This window comes from Streptomyces sp. NPDC041129, assembly GCF_055592265.1.
The window spans coordinates 218,393-239,272 of sequence record NZ_JBVIYV010000002.1 but is presented as its reverse complement, the minus strand read 5'-3'; the positions used below and the strand labels follow the sequence as shown (position 1 = coordinate 239,272).

Sequence of the window (20,880 nt, the reverse complement as noted above, 5' to 3'; positions counted from 1 at the left end):
GAGACCACTGCCCTTGGAACGACCAACCGGGGATACCCCTTTTGTGGAGTATCCCCGGTCGGGTCGTTCACGTCATCGAGGAGCCTGAGGGACTCAGACCAGCTCGGTGACCGTACCGCCGGCGGCGGTGATCTTCTCCTTGGCGGAACCGGAGACGGCGTCGACCGTCACCTGCAGCGCCACCGAGATCTCGCCCTGGCCGAGGACCTTGACGAGGCTGTTCTTGCGAACGGCACCCTTGGCCACCAGACCCTCGACGGTGACCTCGCCACCCTCGGGGTAGAGCGCGGCCAGCTTGTCGAGGTTCACGACCTGGAACTCGGTCTTGAACGGGTTCTTGAAGCCCTTCAGCTTCGGGAGGCGCATGTGGAGCGGCATCTGGCCACCCTCGAAGCGCTCCGGAACCTGGTAACGGGCCTTGGTGCCCTTGGTACCACGACCGGCCGTCTTACCCTTCGACGCCTCACCACGACCCACACGGGTCTTGGCGGTCTTGGCGCCCGGGGCGGGACGGAGGTTGTGGATCTTGAGCGGGTTCTGCTCCGCCATGATCAGTCGACCTCCTCGACCGTCACGAGGTGGCGGACGGTGTGCACCATGCCGCGGAACTCGGGGCGGTCCTCCTTGACGACCTGCGTGTTGATGCCCTTGAGACCAAGGGAGCGCAGGGTGTCACGGTGGTTCTGCTTGCTGCCGATGTAGGACTTGACCTGCGTGATCTTGAGCTGAGCCATCACGCACCCGCCCCGGCACGCGCACGCAGCAGGGCCGCGGGAGCGACGTCCTCGAGCGGCAGGCCACGGCGGGCCGCGACCTCCTCGGGACGCTGCAGGCCCTTGAGGGCCGCCACGGTGGCGTGCACGATGTTGATCGCGTTGTCGGAGCCGAGCGACTTCGACAGGATGTCGTGGATACCGGCGCACTCGAGCACGGCGCGCACCGGACCACCGGCGATAACACCGGTACCGGGGGACGCGGGCTTGAGCAGCACGACGCCGGCAGCCTTCTCACCCTGGATCGGGTGGGGGATGGTGCCCTGGATGCGGGGGACCTTGAAGAAGTGCTTCTTGGCCTCCTCAACACCCTTGGCGATGGCGGCCGGCACCTCCTTGGCCTTGCCGTATCCGACACCCACGGTGCCGTCACCGTCGCCCACCACGACCAGCGCGGTGAAGCTGAAGCGACGACCACCCTTCACAACCTTGGCGACGCGGTTGATCGCGACGACGCGCTCAACGTACGCGGTCTTCTCGGCGGCAGCAGCGCCGCCGTCACGGCCCTTCCGGTCCCGCCGCTCGCCGCCACCGGCACCGCCACCGCGGCGCTGGGGTCCAGCCATTGGAATTACCTCTCTTCGTTTCCGCTAGCTACGGCAGGCTCAGAACTTGAGCCCGGCTTCGCGGGCGGCGTCCGCCAGGGCGGCGATGCGCCCGGCGTACTGGTTGCCACCACGGTCGAACACGACAGCCTCGACACCGGCGGCCTTGGCACGCTCGGCGACCAGGGCGCCGACCTGCTTGGCCTGCGAGGACTTGTCGCCCTCGCCGCCACGGACGGACGCGTCCAGGGTGGACGCGGACGCCAGGGTGTGGCCCTTGAGGTCGTCGATCACCTGCGCCACGATGTGGCGGTTGGAGCGGGTCACGACCAGACGCGGACGCTCCGCCGTACCGGAGAGGTTCTTGCGAATCCGGATGTGGCGGCGCTTGATCGCGGCGCGCTTGTAGGCGTCGCCCTTGAGGATCTTCTGTCCGTATGCCATGGCTTACTTACCCGCCTTTCCGACCTTGCGGCGGATGACTTCGCCCTCGTACTTGACGCCCTTGGCCTTGTACGGGTCAGGCTTGCGCAGCTTGCGGATGTTGGCCGCAACCTCGCCGACCTTCTGCTTGTCGATGCCCTCGACCTGGAAGCGGGTCGGGGAGTCCACCTTGAAGGTGATTCCCTCGGGCGCCTCGACGACGATCGGGTGGCTGTAGCCGAGCGCGAACTCGAGGTTCGAACCCTTGGCCGCGACGCGGTAACCGACACCGCTGATCTCGAGCTTCTTCACGTAACCCTGGGTCACGCCGGTGATCATGTTCGCCACCAGCGTGCGGGACAGGCCGTGCAGGGCCTTGTTCTGACGCTCGTCGTTCGGACGGGTGACGTTGAGCACGCCGTCCTCACCCTTGACGATGTCGATCGGCGCGACGACGGTGTGGGTCAGCGTGCCCTTGGGGCCCTTGACCGAGACCGTACGGCCGTCGATGGTGACGTCCACGCCGGCGGGAACCGTGATGGGGAGCTTGCCAATACGCGACATAGCTGTTTCCTCCGTTCCCTTCCGCTACCAGACGTAGGCGAGGACTTCCCCACCCACGCCCTTCTTGCCGGCCTGCTTGTCGGTGAGGAGACCGTGCGACGTGGAGATGATCGCCACGCCCAGGCCGCCGAGCACCTTCGGCAGGTTGGTGGACTTCGCGTAAACCCGGAGACCGGGCTTGGAGATCCGCTTGATGCCCGCGATGGAGCGCTCACGGTTCGGGCCGAACTTCAGCTCGAGAACGAGGTTCTTGCCGACCTCGGCGTCCTCGACCTTCCAGCCCGTGATGAAGCCCTCCTGCTGGAGGATCTCCGCGATGTGAGACTTGATCTTCGATGCCGGCATCGTCACGGAGTCGTGGTATGCCGAGTTCGCGTTCCGCAGACGCGTAAGCATGTCTGCGATCGGATCAGTCATGGTCATGAATTGGCCTTCGGCCTCTCTCGCCGGGGTTTCCTGGTGCGCCATCCCTCTCCCCGATCCGAGACGGGACGGGTGCGGCGCGGTGGACCTACGGCGTAGTAAGTCGTACGGGCGCGGCAGACGCCCAACCCCACAAGCCTAAGGCATGCGGAGAAGGGCCCCTGCCGACCCAGATGCTTACCGAGAGCTTCAGGAATCCCTATTTACAGGGATTACCAGGAGCTCTTGGTCACGCCCGGCAGCTCGCCACGGTGAGCCATCTCACGAAGGCACACGCGGCAGAGGCCGAACTTGCGGTACACGGAGTGCGGGCGGCCGCAGCGCTGGCAGCGGGTGTAGCCACGCACACCGAACTTGGGCTTGCGAGCAGCCTTAGCGATCAGAGCCTTCTTCGCCATCTCGCTCACGCCTCCTTGAACGGGAAGCCGAGGTGACGAAGGAGCGCACGGCCCTCAGCGTCGTTGGTCGCCGTGGTCACCACGGTGATGTCCATACCCCGGGTGCGGTCGATCTTGTCCTGGTCGATCTCGTGGAACATGACCTGCTCCGTGAGACCGAAGGTGTAGTTGCCACGGCCGTCGAACTGCTTGGGGGACAGGCCGCGGAAGTCGCGGATGCGCGGCAGCGCGAGCGACAGGGTGCGGTCCAGGAACTCCCACATGCGGTCGCCACGGAGCGTGACGTGGGCACCGATCGGCTGGCCCTCACGCAGCTTGAACTGCGCGATGGACTTGCGGGCCTTGGTGACGGCCGGCTTCTGACCGGTGATGGTGGTCAGGTCGCGGATCGCGCCCTCGATCAGCTTCGAGTCACGGGCGGCGTCGCCGACACCCATGTTGACCACGATCTTGACGAGGCCGGGAACCTGCATGACGTTCTCGTACTTGAACTCGTCACGCAGCTTGCCCGCGATCTCCTCGCGGTACTTCTGCTTCAGACGCGGAGTGGTGGTGGTAGCCATCAGATGTCCTCACCCGTCCGCTTGGCAACGCGGATCTTGTTGCCCTCGTCGTCGAAGCGGTAACCGACACGCGTGACGACCTTGTTGCCGTCCTTCTCAACGACCAGCTGGACGTTGGAGACGTGGATCGGCGCCTCGGTGGTGACGATGCCGCCGGCCTGCGAACCGCCAGCGGTCGGACCGGCCTTGGTGTGCTTCTTGACCCGGTTGACACCCTCGACCAGGACGCGCTCGTCGCGCGGGTAAGCGGCAATGACCTTGCCCTGCTTGCCCTTGTCCTTACCGGTGATGACCTGGACCAGGTCGCCCTTCTTGATCTTCATGCTTACAGCACCTCCGGCGCGAGCGAGATGATCTTCATGAACTTCTTCTCGCGCAGCTCACGGCCGACCGGGCCGAAGATACGGGTGCCGCGAGGGTCGCCGTCGTTCTTCAGAATGACGGCGGCGTTCTCGTCGAAGCGGATGTACGAGCCGTCCGGACGGCGGCGCTCCTTGACGGTGCGAACGATGACCGCCTTGACGACGTCACCCTTCTTCACGTTGCCGCCGGGGATCGCGTCCTTGACGGTGGCGACGATGACGTCACCGATGCCCGCGTAGCGGCGACCGGAGCCACCGAGCACACGGATGCAAAGGATTTCCTTCGCACCAGTGTTGTCGGCGACGCGCAGTCGCGACTCCTGCTGGATCACGTCTATCTCCTGTGTGTCTGCCGGTTCCCCGGGAGCCGCTCAGCGGAGCGGCTCCCGGAGCCTGGCGGAACTGTCCTGCGAGGGATGCCCCGCAGGAACGTACTCTTTGGAAATTCCCTTGCGGGAACTACCTACTTGGCCTTCTCGAGGATCTCGACGACGCGCCAGCGCTTCGTCGCGGACAGCGGCCGGGTCTCCATGAGGAGGACGCGGTCGCCGACACCCGCGGCGTTCTGCTCGTCGTGCGCCTTGAGCTTGTTGGTACGGCGGATGACCTTGCCGTACAGCGCGTGCTTGACGCGGTCCTCGACAGCGACGACGACGGTCTTGTCCATCTTGTCGCTGACGACGAGACCCTCACGGGTCTTGCGGAAGCCGCGGGCCTCTGCAGTCTGCTCAGTCACGTTGCTCTCACTCATCAGGCGCTCTCCACCGTCTCGATGCCCAGCTCGCGCTCACGCATCAGGGTGTAGATCCGCGCGATGTCCTTACGGACGGCCTTGAGCCGACCGTGGTTCTCGAGCTGACCGGTCGCCGCCTGGAAGCGGAGATTGAACAGCTCTTCCTTGGCCTCGCGGAGCTTGCCCAGAAGCTCCTCGTTGCCCAGCTCGCGCAGCTCGGACGCCTTGGTACCGGCCGACATCACGCTTCACCTGCCTCGCGCTTGACGATCCGGCACTTCATCGGCAGCTTGTGGGCCGCACGAAGCAGCGCCTCACGGGCGATCTTCTCGTTGGGGTACGACAGCTCGAACATCACGCGTCCGGGCTTGACGTTGGCGATCCACCACTCCGGAGAACCCTTACCGGAACCCATGCGGGTCTCGGCAGGCTTCTTGGTGAGGGGACGGTCCGGGTAGATGTTGATCCAGACCTTGCCACCACGCTTGATGTGACGCGTCATGGCGATACGAGCGGCCTCGATCTGGCGGTTCGTCACATACGCCGGGGTGAGCGCCTGGATGCCGTACTCGCCGAACGCAACCTGCGTGCCGCCCTTGGCAGCGCCGCTGCGCTTCGGGTGGTGCTGCTTGCGGTGCTTGACCCTACGGGGGATCAGCATTTCGGTCAGGCCTCCGTTCCGGTGCTCTCAGCCGGAGCGGCGGCGGGGGCCTCGGCCTTGGGGGCCTCGGCACCGGCAGCCTGCTGCGGCTTGCGACCGCGCCGCTCGCCACCACGGCCACCACGGGCCGGGCGGTCGGCACCGCCACGGGCCGGGCGGTTACCCGCACGGGCCGCAGCGTTCTCGGCGCGGACCTCGGCGATGTTCTTGACGTCGCCCTTGTAGATCCAGACCTTCACACCGATGCGGCCGAAGGTCGTCTTGGCCTCGAAGAAGCCGTAGTCCACGTTCGCACGGAGCGTGTGCAGGGGCACGCGGCCCTCGCGGTAGAACTCCGAGCGGGACATCTCGGCGCCGCCGAGGCGGCCGCCGCACTGGATCTTGATGCCCTTGGCGCCGGCCTTCATCGCCGACTGCATGCTCTTACGCATGGCGCGGCGGAAGGAGACGCGGGAGGAGAGCTGCTCGGCGACGGCCTGGGCAACCAGCTGAGCGTCGGTCTCGGGGTTCTTGACCTCGAGGATGTTCAGCTGGACCTGCTTGCCGGTGAGCTTCTCGAGGTCACCGCGAATGCGGTCGGCCTCGGCGCCACGGCGGCCGATGACGATGCCCGGACGAGCGGTGTGGATGTCCACACGCACGCGGTCACGGGTGCGCTCGATCTCAACCTTCGAGATGCCGGCGCGCTCCATGCCGGACGTCATCATCCGACGGATGGCGACGTCTTCCTTGACGTAGTCCTTGTACAGCTTGTCGGCGTACCAACGCGACTTGAAGTCGGTCGTGACACCGAGCCGGAACCCATGCGGGTTAACCTTCTGGCCCATTACCGGGTTCCTTCCTTGCTGCTGACGACCACGGTGATGTGGCTGGTCCGCTTGCGGATCCGGTAGGCACGGCCCTGGGCACGCGGGCGGAACCGCTTCAGGGTCGGGCCTTCGTCGACGTACGCCTCAGAGATGAAGAGGCTGTCGGCGTCGGTGTGGTCGTAGTTGTGCGCGGCGTTGGCGATGGCGCTGTCGAGCACCTTGCCGACGGGCACTGAGGCGGCCTGCGGAGCGAATCGCAGGACCGCCTGAGCCTCCGTGGCGTCCATGCCACGGATAAGGTCCACCACGCGGCGGGCCTTCATGGGCGTAACGCGGATGTACCGCGCCTGGGCCCTGGCTTCCATGGTTGTCCCTCTCAGTTACTTACGTGTCTGAATGCGATCCGCTTTTAGCGGCGCTTCGACTTCCGGTCGTCCTTGACGTGACCCCGGAAGGTGCGCGTCGGCGAGAACTCGCCGAGCTTGTGGCCGACCATCGACTCGGTGACGAACACCGGGATGTGGGTCTTGCCGTTGTGCACCGCGAGCGTGTGGCCGAGCATGGCCGGGACGATCATGGAGCGACGGGACCAGGTCTTGATGACGTTCTTGGTGCCGGCTTCGTTCTGGGCGTCCACCTTCTTGATCAGGTGGTCGTCGACGAAGGGCCCCTTCTTCAGGCTACGAGGCATCTCAACCCGTCCTTAGCGCTTCTTGTTCGTCTTGCGGCGGCGGACGATGTACTTGTTCGACGCCTTCTTGGGCGAACGAGTACGGCCTTCCTTCTTGCCCCACGGGGACACAGGGTGGCGACCACCGGAGGTCCGGCCCTCACCACCACCGTGCGGGTGGTCGACCGGGTTCATGACGACACCACGGACGGTCGGGCGAACGCCCAGCCACCGCTTACGGCCGGCCTTACCCCAGTTGATGTTGCTCTGCTCGGCGTTGCCGACCTCACCGATGGTGGCGCGGCAGCGGACGTCGACCAGGCGGATCTCACCGGACGGCATGCGGAGGTGGGCCATCGAGCCCTCCTTCGCGAGCAGCTGCACGGAGGCACCGGCGGAGCGGGCGAACTTGGCACCGCCACCGGGACGGAGCTCGATCGCGTGGATCGTGGTACCGACCGGGATGTTGCGGAGGGCCAGGTTGTTGCCCGGCTTGATGTCGGCCCCGGGACCGTTCTCGACGCGGTCACCCTGCTGCAGGTTGCGCGGGGCGAGGATGTAGCGCTTCTCGCCGTCGGCGTAGTGCAGCAGCGCGATGCGCGCGGTGCGGTTGGGGTCGTACTCGATGTGCGCGACCTTCGCCGGCACGCCGTCCTTGTCGTGACGACGGAAGTCGATCACACGGTAGGCGCGCTTGTGTCCGCCACCCTGGTGGCGAACGGTCACACGACCGGCGTTGTTACGGCCGCCCTTGCTGTGCAGGGGGCGGACCAGCGACTTCTCCGGCGTGGACCGCGTGACCTCGACGAAGTCGGCGACGCTGGCGCCACGACGGCCCGGCGTAGTCGGCTTGTACTTGCGGATTCCCATTTCTCAGTCCTCGTCCGATATCGGACGATCCGACCCGCTTACGCGGTCGGACCGCCGAAGATGTCGATACGGTCGCCCTCGGCGAGGGTCACGATCGCGCGCTTGGTGGCGGCACGCTGGCCGAAGCCCGTGCGGGTCCGCTTGCGCTTGCCGGCGCGGTTGATCGTGTTGACCCCGGTGACCTTGACGTCGAAGACCGCCTGGACGGCCTGCTTGATCTGGGTCTTGTTGGCGTTCGGGTCGACGATGAACGTGTACTTGTTCTCGTCGATGAGCGCGTAGCTCTTCTCCGAGACGACCGGCTTCAGCAGGACGTCACGGGGGTCCGTGTACGACTTGCTCAGCGGGGTCTCGACGGTGTTCTTGCCCTCGGTGGCGTGGCGCTTCGCCTTGGCGACGCGCGCGGCCTTGGCGGCCTTGGCGGCCTTCGAGGCGATGCTCGGGTGACGCGTAGCCATCAGGCCTCGCTCCCTTCGGTGTCAGCGGCCTTGGGGCCAGACACGAAGGACTCGAACGCGGCCTGGGTGAAGACCACGTCGTCCGAGACGAGAACGTCGTACGTGTTCAGCTGGCCCGGCTCCAGGATGTGGACCTGGGGCAGGTTGCGGGCGGACAGCCACGCGGCCTCGTCGGAGCGGTCGACGACCAGGAGCAGGTTCTTGCGCTCCGAGATCTTGCCGAACAGGCTCTTGGCGGCCTTGGTGCTGGGGTTCGCGCCCTCGACCACGCCGGAGACGACGTGGATGCGGTTGTGACGCGCCCGGTCGGTGAGGGCGTGGCGCAGGGCCGCGGCCTTCATCTTCTTCGGGGTGCGCTGCGAGTAGTCACGCGGCTGCGGGCCGTGGACGACGCCACCACCGGCGAACTGCGGGGCGCGGGTCGAACCCTGACGGGCGCGACCGGTGCCCTTCTGGCGGTACGGCTTCTTGCCACCGCCGCGGACCTCGCCACGCGTCTTGGTCTTGTGGGTACCCTGGCGGGCAGCGGCCAGCTGCGCGACGACGACCTGGTGGATCAGCGGGATGCTGATCTTTTCCACGTCGAAGATCTCCGCGGGGAGCTCGACGGAACCGGCCTTGTCGCCCGCCGGCGAAAGGATGTCAACAGTGCTCATCGGTTACCTCAGGCCCCCTTGGCCGCGGTGCGGACCAGGACGAGGCCGCCGTTCGGACCGGGAACCGCGCCCTTGATGAGCAGCAGACCCTTCTCCGCGTCAACGGCGTGGACGGTCAGGTTCTGGGTGGTGACCCGCTCGTTGCCCATGCGACCCGCCATGCGGAGGCCCTTGAACACGCGGCCCGGGGTGGCGCAGCCACCGATGGAACCGGGCGAGCGGTGCTTGCGCTGGGTGCCGTGTCCGGCGCCGAGGCCCTTGAAGTTGTGACGCTTCATGACACCGGCGAAGCCCTTGCCCTTGCTCTTGCCGGTCACGTCCACCTTGACGCCGGCCTCGAAGACCTCCGCGGAGATCTCCTGGCCCAGCGTGTACTCGGAGGCGTCCGCGGTGCGGATCTCGACGAGGTGGCGGCGGGGGGTGACGTCGGCCTTGGCGAAGTGACCCTTGAGGGGCTTGTTCACCTTGCGCGGGTCGATCTCGCCGAAAGCGATCTGGACGGACTCGTAGCCGTCGACATCGTTCGTACGGACCTGGGTGACGACGTTGGGGCCGGCCTTGACGACGGTGACCGGAACAACACGGTTGTTCTCGTCCCACACCTGCGTCATGCCGAGCTTCTCGCCCAGGATGCCCTTGATCTGCTTAGCCATTCTCAGCTCACCGACCCTCAGAGCTTGATCTCGATGTCGACACCGGCCGGGAGGTCGAGTCGCATCAGAGAGTCAACGGTCTTGGGGGTGGGGTCGAGAATGTCGATCAGGCGCTTGTGCGTGCGCATCTCGAAGTGCTCGCGCGAGTCCTTGTACTTGTGCGGCGACTTGATGACGCAGTACACGTTCTTCTCAGTGGGCAGCGGCACCGGGCCCGCGACCGACGCACCAGTGCGGGTCACCGTCTCGACGATCTTCTTCGCCGAGGAGTCGATGACCTCGTGGTCGTAGGCCTTGAGCCGGATGCGGATCTTCTGTCCCGCCATGGCTACTCAGTAGTCCTGTCTCTTCAACGCTCTGGAACCCGGTGGATTCCTTCTGCTGCCTTCGTTCCTCCGACCCACGCGGTCGGGCGTGTCGCGCTCCCGCTGACACAGATGCCCCTTGTTCGAACATCCCTGCGGGGGAATGCGACGGCCCTTCCGGAACCGCGGACCGGGGACCTCGGGCCCACCGGGCGCCTGGCCGGTGCCGCGCCCACACTTCCCGGAAGATTCCCGTACGTCCGCCCCAGTGCTGCCCGTAGGCAGTTAGGGCGACGAGTACTGTGGGACTCGCTTCCGGTCCTCCCGGCGGGAGGCGCGCAGCATCAACACTCGACCGAGCAACTCGGACAGTCTGCCATATGGGGCGGGGGCCTGGCCAATCGGGCCGAAGAGATTACCCGGGGGGTGACGCAGGTCAAACCGAAGCCCTGCGGCCGTTCACCGGCTCACCCCTCTCGCCGCGGGCAGCGCCACCCCCCGACTGCCACCGCCGACCGCACGCGGGCCGACGGACACGGGAGTCCCCGCGGAAGGGGCGGAGTCACCGGCTTCCCGCGCCGGCGCGGGAAGGGACGACAGGTCCGGTGCATGCGGACAGCGCCAGATGCAGTATCCGCAGACGGGCCGGCCACCGTCCGCCCCCGTCCGATCCACGCGGTCCTCCCGGGAACCGTCGGCGGCCGAGCGCTGCGCCTCCTCGAACACGGCGTTCTGTCCGGCGATGACGGACCGGGCGTACCGGTTCTCCGCCTTCTTCCGCAGCGAGCGCCGCGCCCGGATGGACATGAACGAGTCGTGCCGCTGGAAGTAGCCGTCGACGCTGTTCTCGAACGCCGCGTCCAGTGCCTGCAGCGACACCCGCAGCCCGGGAAGATGCCGGCCGAGTTCCCGTTCGACCCGCACGGGCGCGAGGGGGACGGCGCCGGTTAGGTCGTCGATGATCCGGCCCGTGACGCGGAGCTTCTGCTGGAACGCGCGGGTTGCCTTCGCGTAAGTGTCCAGTTCGCTGCGCACGAGGTCGTGCGCCTCCGCTCCCACGGGCGCCGGATCGTCGAGTCCGGCCTCCACGCGAAAGGCGGAGACTCGGTCCCCGCCCGCAGCGGGTGCGTGATGGTCGCCCTCCGACAGCTCCTGGAACGCCTTTTCGCACTCCGCCATCGCCGCTCGGGCCACACCTGTCGCGTAACCGCAGAACTCACTCAGCCCCATGAGCGGTCCGATGTAGGGGCGGTGGTCCCTCCTCGCACTGCCGCGAACCGTCAGAAAGGCCACCCAGACGGTCCCCAGGGTGCTGATCAGCGTCACCACGACCTCGCTCTGCACGGTGCCCCCTTCGCGCAGTCGAGCAGTTACCCGCTCCCCCGGAATCGTAGGCGGCTCAGACGCCCCAGGAACAGATGGCGACACCTCTGGCAGGGAGGACCGGGCACGCCCGGCGAGACGGAACGGCAACGGCCCCGGTGTCATGCGCAGCCGAGCGTTTTGACCGTGGCCGGGAAGTAGGCCCGCATGAACTTTTCGATGTCGTTGCGGTGGGAGTGGTCGGTCAAGTTGATTTCGGGGAACTGGACGGTGAGCGCGAAATGATCACCGGCCTTGCTGCTGCACCGAGTCGCAGCTAGCGCGCCATCATTTCCGATGAGCGTGTCGTATGGGAAGTCAATCTTTCGGGCATTCGCGACACGTGATACGCCCCCGGTCCGCTCCGCCATATATTTCAAGTCGACCTGACCGTCCGCCCACCAGAAGTGAAACCTAATGACTGGGTCTTTCCCGGACAGAAGCGTGCATGGCGCCGAAGTGGCCTCCGAGCGGTTCACTCTGTTCTGCTCGTGAAAGCTTCCCGACTCAATGAGTCGATTCGTAATATTCGGGTCGACATGTGTTCCGCAAATCACCGGAGGCGCTGCCTCGGCGGAATCAGTGCAGGATGTGGCGAGGGTCGTCACCGCAAAGGCCACGGGGACAAGAAGGGCGGCTCGTAGGCCCCTGATCACTTGGCCTGCCTCCCTGAAACCCCGACTGCGTGGGCTGCACCACTCTCGGATGCCTCGGTGACCATCGCCTGGGTAGCGAAGCTGGCGTGTCCGCTCTCCGACTTGGACCTTTGCCATTCGTCCGAAAGAGCCATCAGTTGCCCGTTCCTTGCCTCATATGCCTCGGAATTGCGCTCGGTCTGCTGCTCATCCAACCGCCTCTGCTCGTCCGCCATCCACTTCCCCGTGACGTAATCAAACCCCTGCTGCACGTCATTACTGACGACCGGGATGTAGCTGATCGCCTTGTCGAACACCGGCTTCGCTTCGAAGGAGGCTGTTTTGGGGTCGCCCTGGGCCTGGATTCGGGCCTCTTCGAGGAAGCCGACGGTGCGGCCTGCGCGGAGCAGGGGTTCCGTGGACTTGGAGTGGTCGTCGTGGATGCCGGAGACCATCGCCTGGTTCAAGCCCCCGTTGAGCGTGCCGTAGGCGTCCTTGTCCTTTGACACCTGTTTGGTGACCTCGAAGAGCTGGTCCTGGGGCAAGGGGGACCTGGAGATGTCGATCTCGCTCATCGACGCGTGCACGGTGTCGCCGTGGTTGACCAGGATCGATGCCATCGGCTGCCGCAGGGACGGTGGGAATGCGTCGCCGCTGTCGGACAGGTGGCCGACAGCCGACCGTAGGATCGCCTCGTTCTGCTTGGTGTGGGGCACGTAGTGGGCGTGCCTGTCGGACGGGTCGATCCCCGTGGTCGCCGCCTGGAGGGCCCTGCCGAAGCCCGCGCGGTCGTCCGCGTCGAGGCCGGCCGCGTAGGTGCCGGTCTTGTCTCCCCCGTGCTCGTGCAGGACCACGTTCCAGTCCCGGTCCTTGACCAGGTACTTCATGCGGGCGTCCGAGCCGAGGTAGTCCGCGGCCGCGCGGGGGTCGCGGCTCATGATGTCCAGCGCGCCGTCGACCGGGTCGTTCGCGAACCAGCCGCCGTGCTTGCCGCTGTACTCGTGCTTCAACTGCCAGATGCCCGGGTCCCGGCGCTCCGCCGCGACCATGTCGTCGGTCAGGTTCTCGAGCATCTTCGGCGCGTAGCCGTGCCCCTGGTTCATCAGGGTGACGAGGGACTGGTAGCCCACCGCCTTGTCGGTGCGTTCGCCCTGCGCGTCCGTGGCGTAGTGCTCGATGCCGGCGTGCCGCATGGAGGCCCGCCAGTCCTTGTACCAGGGCGAGTCCGTGTCCCTCGTCGCCGTCGCCAGTGTGTCCGCGAGGCCGGACTCGATCGTCGAGTACGTGCCCGCCCCCGGGCCGCCGCGCACATGGATCAGGTCGTTGAGCTCGTTCGTCAGGGTGATCGTGCCCGCCGCGCCCAGGTCGTCCAGGAGCGTTCGGGAGAACGCCTCGTCGTCGGAGTTGTCGCGGAACGTCCGTTGCAGTTCGCTCAGTTGGCGTGGTGACAGGTGCTCGCCCCGGCTGAGTCTGCTGAGCGTCTCCTCCGCGGCGAGCGCCTCGTACTTCTCGACGTCCCCCAGTGCCCGGCCGTTGAAGCCGCGGCCGCCGACCAACGGGTCCGAGTCGACGACCACGCCCGCCAGGGCGGTCTCGACACCCGTGTCCGCGTCCGTCACGGCCCGCACCGCCGCGTCGACACGGTCCTGCCAGGACCGTACGGACGACTCGTCCGGCTCCTTCGCGTGGGCGGGGTCGGCGCTGACGCGGCCCCGGTCCGAGACCCGCATCCCGGCCGCCCTGGCCTCCTCGCGCGCCGCCGTGAGCCTGCCCTTCAGCTCCGTGAACTGGGCGTGGGCGTCCCGCAGCAGAGAGGCGATCGCCTTCGCCTCCGTCTGGGCGTACTGCAACTCCTTGAGCGTGACGCCGAAGCGGCCGTGGGCCGCCTCCGCGCTCATTCCGCTCCAGGCGGGGGCGGTGGTGATGCGGTGGACGTCCCGGCGGTACGCCCGCTCCTGCTTCGCGAACTCGGCCGCCATGCCCTCCCAGCGCTCCGCGGCGCCGGTGAGTGCGGCGAGGTCGGTGCTCATGATCTCGTGGTACGTCGGCATGCCCGGCCGTTCCCCCGTCAGTACAGGTCGAGCGCGGACGTACGCCGCAGTGCCGAACCGGCTGCCAGATCCGAGCCGGTCAGGACCACGTTCGTGCTGCGCAGCGCGTCCTTCTCGGCACCCAGCCGGTCCATCAGGTTCCTCACCTGGTCACCCCAGGTCGCGTGGGCCCTGCGCAGCGCCGCCGAGGTGAGCCAGCCGTGTCCGTCGCGGGCGCCGAAGGCCTTCACAGCCGCCCCGGTCTCGTCGTCCGCCCACTCGCCGGCCCTGCGGATGTCCGGCTCGATGTGGTCGTTCAGCGCCTTGGCCGCCGCCCGCTTCTCGGCGGGGGTGGACGCCAGTCTCCCCGCGCCGGCGCCGTGGCCGTGACCGCCGTAGCCTCCTGCCGGACCGTCCACCGCTCGCCCCTCGCCGTATCGACGTCCACCACCGCTCCTTCAACCGCTGGACGTCGATCTTCGTCACGGGGGGTTTCACGCGCGTCGCGTTGACGTCGTCCCCCGCCCTCGGATCCGCCGGCTCTCCAGCGGTCCCAGATACGTGGGTGTCAGACCGCCCGTGTCGATCAGCAGCCTCTGCAGGACCACCGTCGGGTCGACCATCCAGAACTTCAGGCGGTGCGCACCGGGCCCGCCGATGCGGTGCCTGGTCGCCGTGCGGTTGACGTTGTCCGACGTGTTGCGGGCCCAGACCGTGTTGAGGAGACCGTCGTCGGCGCCCTCGTTGATGTCCACGGACTGCGGCTCGGCGTCGTCGAAGGAGACCGCGTAGCGCAGGCCACCGGTCGGCAGGGCCGGGTTGCTGGGCGAGAGCCAGGCCCAGACCGTCACCTCGTCGGCCGGTGACAGCACGGTCACCTCGTACTCCAGGCGCGGGGACGAGGGGGAGCCGGGCGTGCGGCGCGGTGCGGTGACCGGCCACGGGGTCATTCCGGCGCCGGTGCGGCCGATGTCCTCCGGGCGCCGCCACTGCCCGACCTCCCGGTCGTGGTGCTCGGCGTCGATCGCCACGTATCCGCCCGCCTCGACGAAGCCCCGCAGGCCGCGCCGCGGCGGCTGGAACGCCACGCACCCCACCGTGACCGTCACCCCCGCCCCGCTCACATCCAGCGACGCCTCGGCGCGTCCGTGCGGTGCCCGGGACCAGTCGACCCGCACCTCCAGCCGGACCTGCCGCTCCACCCGGCCGCGGGCGTTCGACCACCAGCCAGGGCGCGGAGGTCCGCACGTGGTAGTCGAAGGGCGTGCGGCCCCGGTTGAAGAGCTCCAGGTACTGCTGGGGGCACGTCTGGTACGGGCTGAACTCGGGGAGCGCCGCCTGGCGCGGGGAGCCGCCCGGCCACCACTCCCCCGCGTCCTCGGCGCCGTCCACCGACACGCCCAGCGCGCCGGCCTCGGGCACCTCGATCCGGTACAGGTTCGCGGTCGCCGTCACCTCGTAGCCCTTTCGTCACGGACACCGGCCGGGCGTGCCGCCTCCGCGCCTCAGGGGCGGCCGGTCTCCGGCTCCAGGGGGACGAGGTTGCCGGCGCCGAGCACGTCCCCGCGGTCCGGCGAGCCCAGCGACGCGCGGAGCCTGCCGACGCCGGGGTCGGAGAAGGAGACCGTCAGGGTGTAGGGCGGCTGGCCGGTGATGGTGTTGTGGGAGTCGATCGGCGCCTGCAGCTTCTTCATGACCTCGGCCCCCTCCTGCCCGGGACACAGGGCCCGCACGGGGAGCACGACCTCGGCGCTCTCGCCGCTGGGGGCACCGACGCGCACCCTGTGGCCGGGGGCCGTCCCGGCGGGTTCACGCCAGGTGACCGGCAGGCCGTGCGCGCCGCCGACCAGTCCGTCCGGGCCCTCGATCTCCACCACCACGCCGTCCGGGCCGAGGGTCCGGGACAGCTCGAGGGCCTGCTTCCCGCCGGGGACGAGACGGAGGTCGATGGTGAAGCGGGCGGGGGTGCGGGGCCCCTGTTCGTACCCGTAGGCGCCGAGGACGAGCCGGGGGCCGGCCGGCGGCTCGTTCCCAGGCGGTGGGGTGACCGCGTCCGCGGGCAGCCGGAAGCGGTGGTAGCCCTTGGTTCCACACCTGTCGCCGTCGGAGACGCCGCCCCCGGGCAGGGCCACGGCTTTCGCCGGCCCCGGGGCGAGGCGCCCGACCAGTGTGAACAGTCCCTGCTGGTAGCCCATGGCGATCACCACCGCGGCGACGGCCAGCCAGGGAACCACCGCCCGCACCTTGTCGAGCACGGCACCCACCTCCGCGACAGCCGACCGGGCGGTCCGGTCGCATGATCATACGGCCGGAGACGGCGAAGAGGCCCGCACGACCGAAGTCGTACGGGCCTCTCCGACAGCTACCAGGTCAGAGACCGGGCCGAGTCAGTCCAAGATCACTTGTTGATCTTGGTGACCTGGCCGGCGCCCACGGTCCGGCCACCCTCACGGATGGCGAACTTCAGGCCCTCTTCCATGGCGACGGGCTGGATGAGCTCCACCTTCATCTCGGTGTTGTCACCCGGCATGACCATCTCGGTGCCCTCGGGGAGGGTCACGACGCCGGTCACGTCCGTCGTACGGAAGTAGAACTGCGGACGGTAGTTGTTGAAGAACGGCGTGTGGCGGCCACCCTCGTCCTTGGACAGGATGTAGGCCTGCGCCTCGAACTCGGTGTGCGGGGTGACCGAGCCCGGCTTGATGATGACCTGGCCGCGCTCGACGTCCTCGCGCTTGATGCCGCGAAGCAGCAGACCGACGTTCTCACCGGCCTGGCCCTCGTCGAGCAGCTTGCGGAACATCTCGATGCCGGTGACCGTGGTGGTGGTCTTCTCGTTCTTGATGCCCACGATGTCGACGGTCTCGTTGACCTTGAGGACACCACGCTCGATACGGCCGGTGACGACCGTACCGCGACCGGTGATCGTGAAGACGTCCTCGATCGGCATGAGGAACGGCTTGTCGACGTCACGCTCGGGCTGCGGGATGTTCTCGTCGACGGCCGTCATCAGGTCGAGGACGCTCTGGGTCCACGCGGGGTCGCCCTCCAGCGCCTTCAGCGCGGAGACCTTGACGACCGGCAGGTCGTCGCCCGGGAACTCGTACTCGGAGAGGAGCTCACGGACCTCGAGCTCGACGAGCTCCAGGATCTCCTCGTCGTCCACCATGTCGGCCTTGTTCAGGGCGACGACGATGTACGGAACGCCGACCTGGCGGGCCAGGAGCACGTGCTCCTTGGTCTGCGGCATCGGGCCGTCGGTGGCGGCGACCACCAGGATCGCGCCGTCCATCTGCGCGGCACCGGTGATCATGTTCTTGATGTAGTCCGCGTGACCCGGGCAGTCGACGTGGGCGTAGTGACGCGCCTCGGTCTGGTACTCGACGTGCGCGATGGAGATGGTGATACCGCGCTGACGCTCCTCGGGCGCCTTGTCGATGTTGTCAAACGCGGTGGCCTCGTTCAGGTCCGGGTACGCGTCGTGCAGCACCTTGGTAATGGCGGCCGTGAGGGTCGTCTTACCGTGGTCGATGTGACCGATGGTGCCGATGTTGACGTGCGGCTTAGTCCGCTCGAACTTCGCCTTCGCCACTGGGGTCCTCCTGTGGAGTGGTTCTGTACGCCTTACTTCATCGGCGCCAGGTGATCTTTGCTGTTAAGTCCCGGAACCCGGGGCAGACATCCACGTTTGCGGTTGTTTGCCCCTTGAGGCTCCGGAGTCAAGCCTAAAGCGTGGGAACGCGGTGCGTTACTCGCCCTTGGCCTTCGCGATGATCTCCTCGGCGACGTTCCGCGGAACCTCGGCGTAGGAGTCGAACTGCATCGAGTAGCTCGCGCGACCCGACGTCTTGCTGCGGAGGTCGCCGACGTAGCCGAACATCTCCGAAAGGGGCACGAGGCCCTTCACGACGCGGGCACCGGCCCGCTCCTCCATGGCCTGGATCTGGCCACGGCGGGAGTTGATGTCGCCGATGACCTCACCCATGTAGTCCTCGGGCGTGGTGACCTCGACGGCCATCATCGGCTCGAGCAGCACGGGGCTGGCCTTGCGCGCGGCCTCCTTGAAGGCCTGCGAGCCGGCGATCTTGAAGGCGAGCTCGGAGGAGTCGACCTCGTGGTAGGCGCCGTCGTGGAGGATGACGCGCACGCCGGTCATCTCGTAACCGGCGAGGATGCCGAACTGCATGGCCTCCTGCGCACCGGCGTCGACCGAAGGGATGTACTCCTTCGGGATACGACCACCGGTCACCTTGTTCACGAACTCGTACGAGGTGTCGCCACCCTCGAGCGGCTCGATGCCGATCTGCACCTTCGCGAACTGACCGGTACCACCGGTCTGCTTCTTGTGGGTGTAGTCGACGCGCTCGACGGCCTTGCGGATCGTCTCGCGGTAGGCCACCTGCGGCTTGCCGACGTTGGCCTCGACCTTGAACTCACGGCGCATACGGTCGACCAGCACCTCGAGGTGCAGCTCGCCCATACCACCGATGATGGTCTGGCCGGTCTCCTCGTCCGAGTGGACCTGGAAGGACGGGTCCTCCTCGGCCAGGCGCTGGATCGCGACGCCCAGCTTCTCCTGGTCACCCTTCGACTTGGGCTCGATGGCGACCTGGATGACCGGCGCCGGGAAGTCCATGGACTCCAGGATGACCGGGTTCTTGTCGTCGGACAGCGTCTCACCGGTGGTGGTCTGCTTCAGGCCCATGACGGCGACGATGTCGCCGGCGCCCACCGACTCGATCTCCTCACGCTTGTTGGCGTGCATGCGGTAGATCTTGCCGATGCGCTCCTTCTTGCCCTTGACGGAGTTCAGCACCGAGGTGCCGGACTCCAGGCGGCCCGAGTAGACCCGGACGAAGGTGAGCTTGCCGAGGTGCGGGTCGCTCATGATCTTGAACGCCAGCGCGGACAGCGGCTCGTCGTCGGACGGCTTGCGCTTGACGACGACCTCGGGGTCCTTGACGTCGTGGCCCTCGATGGCCTCGATGTCAACCGGCGACGGCAGGTAGCGGACGACGGCGTCGAGCAGGGGCTGGACGCCCTTGTTCTTGAACGCGGTACCGCAGAACACCGGGGTCACGGTGGTGCCGGTGCCCTTGCCGGACGCGATGGTGATACGACGGATCGCGGCGTACAGCTGCTCCACGGTGGGCTCCTGGCCCTCCAGGTACAGCTCCATGATCTCTTCGTCGTTCTCGGCCACGGCCTCGAGCAGCTTGCCGCGGTACTCCTCGGCAGCCTCGGCGTGCGTGTCCGGGATGTCGACGGTGTCGTACATCTCGCCCTTGGTGGCCTCGGCGGACCAGACCAGGGCCTTCATCGTCACGAGGTCGATGACGCCCTTGAAGTCGGCCTCGGCACCGATCGGCAGCTGCATCACGATCGGCTGAGCGCCCAGGCGGTCAGTGATCATGTCGACGCAGCGGTGGAACTCGGCACCGGTCCGGTCGAGCTTGTTGACGAAGCAGATACGCGGGACGCCGTAGCGGTCCGCCTGACGCCACACCGTCTCGGACTGGGGCTCGACACCGGCGACGCCGTCGAACACCGTCACGGCACCGTCGAGCACGCGCAGGGAGCGCTCCACCTCGACGGTGAAGTCGACGTGACCCGGGGTGTCGATGATGTTGATGGTGTGATCGACGTCCTCGAGCGGCCAGTGACAGGTGGTGGCAGCAGAGGTGATCGTGATGCCACGCTCCTGCTCCTGCTCCATCCAGTCCATGGTGGCAGCGCCGTCGTGGACCTCACCGATCTTGTAGGACACACCGGTGTAGAACAGGATCCGCTCGGTGGTGGTCGTCTTGCCCGCGTCGATGTGGGCCATGATCCCAATGTTGCGGACCTTGGCCAGGTCAAGTGAAGTGGTAGCCATAAGGCTTCAGTCTTCTCTCGGTCTCGATGTGGGTAGCGACTACCAGCGGTAGTGCGCGAAGGCCTTGTTGGACTCGGCCATCTTGTGCGTGTCCTCGCGCTTCTTCACAGCGGCACCCAGGCCGTTGGAGGCGTCGAGAAGCTCGTTGAGCAGGCGCTCGGTCATGGTCTTCTCGCGACGGGCGCGGGAGTAACCGACCAGCCAGCGGAGCGCCAGCGTGTTGGCGCGACCGGGCTTGACCTCGATCGGCACCTGGTAGGTGGCGCCACCGACACGGCGGGACTTGACCTCGAGGGTCGGCTTGATGTTCTCCAGCGCGCGCTTCAGCGTGATGATCGGGTCGTTGCCCGTCTTCTCACGCAGACCCTCCATGGCACCGTAGACGATGCGCTCGGCGGTGGAGCGCTTGCCGTTCAGCAGCACCTTGTTGATCAGGGAGGTCACCAGAGGAGAACCGTAGACCGGGTCGATGATGACCGGGCGCTTCGGGGCGGGGCCCTTACGAGGCATTCTTACTTCTCCTTCTTGGCGCCGTAACGGCTGCGAGCCTGCTTGCGGTTCTTGACACCCTGGGTGTCGAGCGAGCCGCGGATGATCTTGTAGCGAACACCCGGCAGGTCCTTCACACGGCCGCCGCGCACGAGCACGATGGAGTGCTCCTGCAGGTTGTGTCCCTCACCCGGAATGTAAGCGGTGACCTCGATGCCGCTGGTCAGACGCACACGCGCGACCTTGCGGAGGGCCGAGTTCGGCTTCTTCGGGGTGGTCGTGAACACACGCGTGCAGACGCCACGACGCTGAGGGGAACCCTCGAGTGCGGGCGTCTTGTTCTTCTCGACCTTGTCCTGCCGGCCCTTACGGACCAGCTGCTGGATCGTAGGCACTACTTCTCCGGTTTCTGTGTGCCGATGAGTACAGCTAACCTGGAACATCTCCGACCCACGCGGTCGGGTGTGTCGAATCCGCCGCGCTTCCGCCGCAAGACGGGAAAGGCACGGATTACGGTGGCCGGTGTCCGCTCCGCGCGCGGTTGAAGGCACGCACGAAAGCCAGGGCACACCCCAGGCACAAGGTCTGAGCGTACCTACCGCACCCACTCCGGTCAAAACAAA

At 67.1% G+C, this 20,880-nt stretch carries 30 protein-coding genes and 1 pseudogene; all 31 read right to left on the bottom strand.

Going from position 1 to position 20,880, the window contains the following annotated elements:
• Positions 1 to 93 precede the first annotated feature (93 nt).
• On the bottom strand, positions 94 to 549 hold the full coding sequence (gene rplO / locus ACZ6B1_RS09335) for a 50S ribosomal protein L15 (protein WP_023547373.1): 456 nt from the start codon (positions 547 to 549) through the stop codon (positions 94 to 96).
• 2 nt (positions 550 to 551) lie between these two features.
• Positions 552 to 734: a 50S ribosomal protein L30 gene (gene rpmD / locus ACZ6B1_RS09330; protein WP_003974250.1), complete on the bottom strand. Its 183-nt coding sequence runs from the start codon at positions 732 to 734 to the stop codon at positions 552 to 554.
• A complete protein-coding gene (gene rpsE / locus ACZ6B1_RS09325; protein WP_007494753.1) occupies positions 734 to 1,339 on the bottom strand; it encodes a 30S ribosomal protein S5 in 606 nt (201 codons plus the stop codon). The genes rpmD and rpsE overlap by 1 nt, the downstream gene beginning before the upstream one ends.
• Before the next feature lie 39 nt (positions 1,340 to 1,378).
• The gene (rplR, locus tag ACZ6B1_RS09320; RefSeq protein WP_073901437.1) at positions 1,379 to 1,762 is read right to left on the bottom strand and encodes a 50S ribosomal protein L18; all 384 of its coding nucleotides are present in this window, start codon (positions 1,760 to 1,762) and stop codon (positions 1,379 to 1,381) included.
• A gap of 3 nt (positions 1,763 to 1,765) precedes the next feature.
• Positions 1,766 to 2,305 carry a 50S ribosomal protein L6 gene (gene rplF, locus ACZ6B1_RS09315; protein WP_468776417.1) on the bottom strand — a complete coding sequence of 180 codons (540 nt, stop codon included), beginning with the start codon at positions 2,303 to 2,305 and terminating at the stop codon, positions 1,766 to 1,768.
• 24 nt (positions 2,306 to 2,329) lie between these two features.
• Positions 2,330 to 2,728, bottom strand: a complete 399-nt coding sequence (gene rpsH / locus ACZ6B1_RS09310) for a 30S ribosomal protein S8 (protein WP_007384075.1) — start codon at positions 2,726 to 2,728, stop codon at positions 2,330 to 2,332.
• 212 nt (positions 2,729 to 2,940) lie between these two features.
• Entirely contained in the window at positions 2,941 to 3,126 is a 186-nt protein-coding gene (locus ACZ6B1_RS09305; RefSeq protein WP_003948630.1) for a type Z 30S ribosomal protein S14, read from the bottom strand.
• A 5-nt stretch (positions 3,127 to 3,131) separates the two neighbouring features.
• Positions 3,132 to 3,689, bottom strand: a complete 558-nt coding sequence (rplE, locus tag ACZ6B1_RS09300; protein ID WP_061920719.1) for a 50S ribosomal protein L5 — start codon at positions 3,687 to 3,689, stop codon at positions 3,132 to 3,134.
• Positions 3,689 to 4,012 (bottom strand): 50S ribosomal protein L24, encoded by a 324-nt coding sequence (gene rplX / locus ACZ6B1_RS09295; protein WP_468776415.1) that lies wholly within the window; start codon positions 4,010 to 4,012, stop codon positions 3,689 to 3,691. The genes rplE and rplX overlap by 1 nt, the downstream gene beginning before the upstream one ends.
• A 2-nt stretch (positions 4,013 to 4,014) precedes the next feature.
• Positions 4,015 to 4,383 (bottom strand): 50S ribosomal protein L14, encoded by a 369-nt coding sequence (gene rplN, locus ACZ6B1_RS09290; protein ID WP_003998823.1) that lies wholly within the window; start codon positions 4,381 to 4,383, stop codon positions 4,015 to 4,017.
• A gap of 131 nt (positions 4,384 to 4,514) precedes the next feature.
• Positions 4,515 to 4,802, bottom strand: coding sequence for a 30S ribosomal protein S17 (gene rpsQ / locus ACZ6B1_RS09285; RefSeq protein WP_003992363.1), 288 nt, complete (start codon positions 4,800 to 4,802; stop codon positions 4,515 to 4,517).
• On the bottom strand, positions 4,802 to 5,026 hold the full coding sequence (rpmC, locus tag ACZ6B1_RS09280) for a 50S ribosomal protein L29 (protein ID WP_030174543.1): 225 nt from the start codon (positions 5,024 to 5,026) through the stop codon (positions 4,802 to 4,804). The genes rpsQ and rpmC overlap by 1 nt, the downstream gene beginning before the upstream one ends.
• Positions 5,026 to 5,445, bottom strand: a complete 420-nt coding sequence (gene rplP / locus ACZ6B1_RS09275; RefSeq protein WP_143627890.1) for a 50S ribosomal protein L16 — start codon at positions 5,443 to 5,445, stop codon at positions 5,026 to 5,028. Before rplP ends, rpmC begins: the two co-directional genes overlap by 1 nt.
• Before the next feature lie 5 nt (positions 5,446 to 5,450).
• Entirely contained in the window at positions 5,451 to 6,272 is an 822-nt protein-coding gene (gene rpsC, locus ACZ6B1_RS09270) for a 30S ribosomal protein S3 (protein ID WP_014674374.1), read from the bottom strand.
• Entirely contained in the window at positions 6,272 to 6,619 is a 348-nt protein-coding gene (gene rplV / locus ACZ6B1_RS09265; RefSeq protein WP_003974262.1) for a 50S ribosomal protein L22, read from the bottom strand. Before rplV ends, rpsC begins: the two co-directional genes overlap by 1 nt.
• A gap of 44 nt (positions 6,620 to 6,663) precedes the next feature.
• Positions 6,664 to 6,945: a 30S ribosomal protein S19 gene (rpsS, locus tag ACZ6B1_RS09260; RefSeq protein ID WP_003992359.1), complete on the bottom strand. Its 282-nt coding sequence runs from the start codon at positions 6,943 to 6,945 to the stop codon at positions 6,664 to 6,666.
• A 12-nt stretch (positions 6,946 to 6,957) separates the two neighbouring features.
• Positions 6,958 to 7,794, bottom strand: a complete 837-nt coding sequence (rplB, locus tag ACZ6B1_RS09255) for a 50S ribosomal protein L2 (protein WP_031167077.1) — start codon at positions 7,792 to 7,794, stop codon at positions 6,958 to 6,960.
• Between the two features lie 38 nt (positions 7,795 to 7,832).
• Entirely contained in the window at positions 7,833 to 8,252 is a 420-nt protein-coding gene (gene rplW, locus ACZ6B1_RS09250; protein WP_199211605.1) for a 50S ribosomal protein L23, read from the bottom strand.
• A complete protein-coding gene (gene rplD, locus ACZ6B1_RS09245) occupies positions 8,252 to 8,908 on the bottom strand; it encodes a 50S ribosomal protein L4 (RefSeq protein WP_468776412.1) in 657 nt (218 codons plus the stop codon). The genes rplW and rplD overlap by 1 nt, the downstream gene beginning before the upstream one ends.
• 8 nt (positions 8,909 to 8,916) lie before the next feature.
• Positions 8,917 to 9,561 (bottom strand): 50S ribosomal protein L3, encoded by a 645-nt coding sequence (rplC, locus tag ACZ6B1_RS09240; protein ID WP_005481233.1) that lies wholly within the window; start codon positions 9,559 to 9,561, stop codon positions 8,917 to 8,919.
• A gap of 17 nt (positions 9,562 to 9,578) precedes the next feature.
• A complete protein-coding gene (gene rpsJ / locus ACZ6B1_RS09235) occupies positions 9,579 to 9,887 on the bottom strand; it encodes a 30S ribosomal protein S10 (RefSeq protein WP_003948644.1) in 309 nt (102 codons plus the stop codon).
• Positions 9,888 to 10,325: 438 nt separating this feature from the next.
• Complete coding sequence (locus ACZ6B1_RS09230; protein ID WP_468776410.1) at positions 10,326 to 11,210, bottom strand: hypothetical protein; 885 nt, start codon at positions 11,208 to 11,210, stop codon at positions 10,326 to 10,328.
• A gap of 140 nt (positions 11,211 to 11,350) precedes the next feature.
• On the bottom strand, positions 11,351 to 11,848 hold the full coding sequence (locus ACZ6B1_RS09225; RefSeq protein WP_468776409.1) for a hypothetical protein: 498 nt from the start codon (positions 11,846 to 11,848) through the stop codon (positions 11,351 to 11,353).
• Positions 11,849 to 11,880: 32 nt separating this feature from the next.
• Positions 11,881 to 13,914 carry a hypothetical protein gene (locus ACZ6B1_RS09220; protein WP_468776408.1) on the bottom strand — a complete coding sequence of 678 codons (2,034 nt, stop codon included), beginning with the start codon at positions 13,912 to 13,914 and terminating at the stop codon, positions 11,881 to 11,883.
• Positions 13,915 to 13,931: 17 nt separating this feature from the next.
• Positions 13,932 to 14,312, bottom strand: a complete 381-nt coding sequence (locus tag ACZ6B1_RS09215; protein WP_468776407.1) for a hypothetical protein — start codon at positions 14,310 to 14,312, stop codon at positions 13,932 to 13,934.
• Positions 14,313 to 14,387: 75 nt separating this feature from the next.
• Positions 14,388 to 15,324, bottom strand: a pseudogene (locus tag ACZ6B1_RS09210) (glycosyl hydrolase 115 family protein); the annotation flags it as partial.
• Between the two features lie 74 nt (positions 15,325 to 15,398).
• A complete protein-coding gene (locus ACZ6B1_RS09205) occupies positions 15,399 to 16,148 on the bottom strand; it encodes a hypothetical protein (protein ID WP_468776405.1) in 750 nt (249 codons plus the stop codon).
• 143 nt (positions 16,149 to 16,291) lie between these two features.
• Positions 16,292 to 17,485, bottom strand: a complete 1,194-nt coding sequence (gene tuf / locus ACZ6B1_RS09200) for an elongation factor Tu (protein WP_365120963.1) — start codon at positions 17,483 to 17,485, stop codon at positions 16,292 to 16,294.
• Positions 17,486 to 17,641: 156 nt separating this feature from the next.
• On the bottom strand, positions 17,642 to 19,768 hold the full coding sequence (fusA, locus tag ACZ6B1_RS09195) for an elongation factor G (protein ID WP_468776403.1): 2,127 nt from the start codon (positions 19,766 to 19,768) through the stop codon (positions 17,642 to 17,644).
• 39 nt (positions 19,769 to 19,807) lie between these two features.
• Positions 19,808 to 20,278 (bottom strand): 30S ribosomal protein S7, encoded by a 471-nt coding sequence (gene rpsG / locus ACZ6B1_RS09190; protein ID WP_003992340.1) that lies wholly within the window; start codon positions 20,276 to 20,278, stop codon positions 19,808 to 19,810.
• Between the two features lie 2 nt (positions 20,279 to 20,280).
• The gene (gene rpsL / locus ACZ6B1_RS09185) at positions 20,281 to 20,652 is read right to left on the bottom strand and encodes a 30S ribosomal protein S12 (RefSeq protein WP_003948652.1); all 372 of its coding nucleotides are present in this window, start codon (positions 20,650 to 20,652) and stop codon (positions 20,281 to 20,283) included.
• Between the last annotated feature and the right edge of the window lie 228 nt (positions 20,653 to 20,880).

Coding starts and splice junctions, on each gene's coding strand:
- rplF (WP_468776417.1), bottom strand. CDS start 2,305: ATGTCGCGTATTGGCAAGCTCCCCATCACGGTTCCCGCCGGCGTGGAC.
- rpmD (WP_003974250.1), bottom strand. CDS start 734: ATGGCTCAGCTCAAGATCACGCAGGTCAAGTCCTACATCGGCAGCAAG.
- rplV (WP_003974262.1), bottom strand. CDS start 6,619: ATGGAAGCCAGGGCCCAGGCGCGGTACATCCGCGTTACGCCCATGAAG.
- rpsC (WP_014674374.1), bottom strand. CDS start 6,272: ATGGGCCAGAAGGTTAACCCGCATGGGTTCCGGCTCGGTGTCACGACC.
- rplE (WP_061920719.1), bottom strand. CDS start 3,689: ATGGCTACCACCACCACTCCGCGTCTGAAGCAGAAGTACCGCGAGGAG.
- fusA (WP_468776403.1), bottom strand. CDS start 19,768: ATGGCTACCACTTCACTTGACCTGGCCAAGGTCCGCAACATTGGGATC.
- rpmC (WP_030174543.1), bottom strand. CDS start 5,026: ATGTCGGCCGGTACCAAGGCGTCCGAGCTGCGCGAGCTGGGCAACGAG.
- rpsG (WP_003992340.1), bottom strand. CDS start 20,278: ATGCCTCGTAAGGGCCCCGCCCCGAAGCGCCCGGTCATCATCGACCCG.
- rplW (WP_199211605.1), bottom strand. CDS start 8,252: ATGGCTACGCGTCACCCGAGCATCGCCTCGAAGGCCGCCAAGGCCGCC.
- rpsE (WP_007494753.1), bottom strand. CDS start 1,339: ATGGCTGGACCCCAGCGCCGCGGTGGCGGTGCCGGTGGCGGCGAGCGG.
- rpsJ (WP_003948644.1), bottom strand. CDS start 9,887: ATGGCGGGACAGAAGATCCGCATCCGGCTCAAGGCCTACGACCACGAG.
- rpsH (WP_007384075.1), bottom strand. CDS start 2,728: ATGACCATGACTGATCCGATCGCAGACATGCTTACGCGTCTGCGGAAC.
- rplB (WP_031167077.1), bottom strand. CDS start 7,794: ATGGGAATCCGCAAGTACAAGCCGACTACGCCGGGCCGTCGTGGCGCC.
- rplR (WP_073901437.1), bottom strand. CDS start 1,762: ATGGCATACGGACAGAAGATCCTCAAGGGCGACGCCTACAAGCGCGCC.
- rplO (WP_023547373.1), bottom strand. CDS start 549: ATGGCGGAGCAGAACCCGCTCAAGATCCACAACCTCCGTCCCGCCCCG.
- ACZ6B1_RS09305 (WP_003948630.1), bottom strand. CDS start 3,126: ATGGCGAAGAAGGCTCTGATCGCTAAGGCTGCTCGCAAGCCCAAGTTC.
- rpsS (WP_003992359.1), bottom strand. CDS start 6,945: ATGCCTCGTAGCCTGAAGAAGGGGCCCTTCGTCGACGACCACCTGATC.
- rpsQ (WP_003992363.1), bottom strand. CDS start 4,802: ATGAGTGAGAGCAACGTGACTGAGCAGACTGCAGAGGCCCGCGGCTTC.
- ACZ6B1_RS09220 (WP_468776408.1), bottom strand. CDS start 13,914: ATGCCGACGTACCACGAGATCATGAGCACCGACCTCGCCGCACTCACC.
- rplP (WP_143627890.1), bottom strand. CDS start 5,445: ATGCTGATCCCCCGTAGGGTCAAGCACCGCAAGCAGCACCACCCGAAG.
- rplC (WP_005481233.1), bottom strand. CDS start 9,561: ATGGCTAAGCAGATCAAGGGCATCCTGGGCGAGAAGCTCGGCATGACG.
- rplD (WP_468776412.1), bottom strand. CDS start 8,908: ATGAGCACTGTTGACATCCTTTCGCCGGCGGGCGACAAGGCCGGTTCC.
- rplX (WP_468776415.1), bottom strand. CDS start 4,012: ATGAAGATCAAGAAGGGCGACCTGGTCCAGGTCATCACCGGTAAGGAC.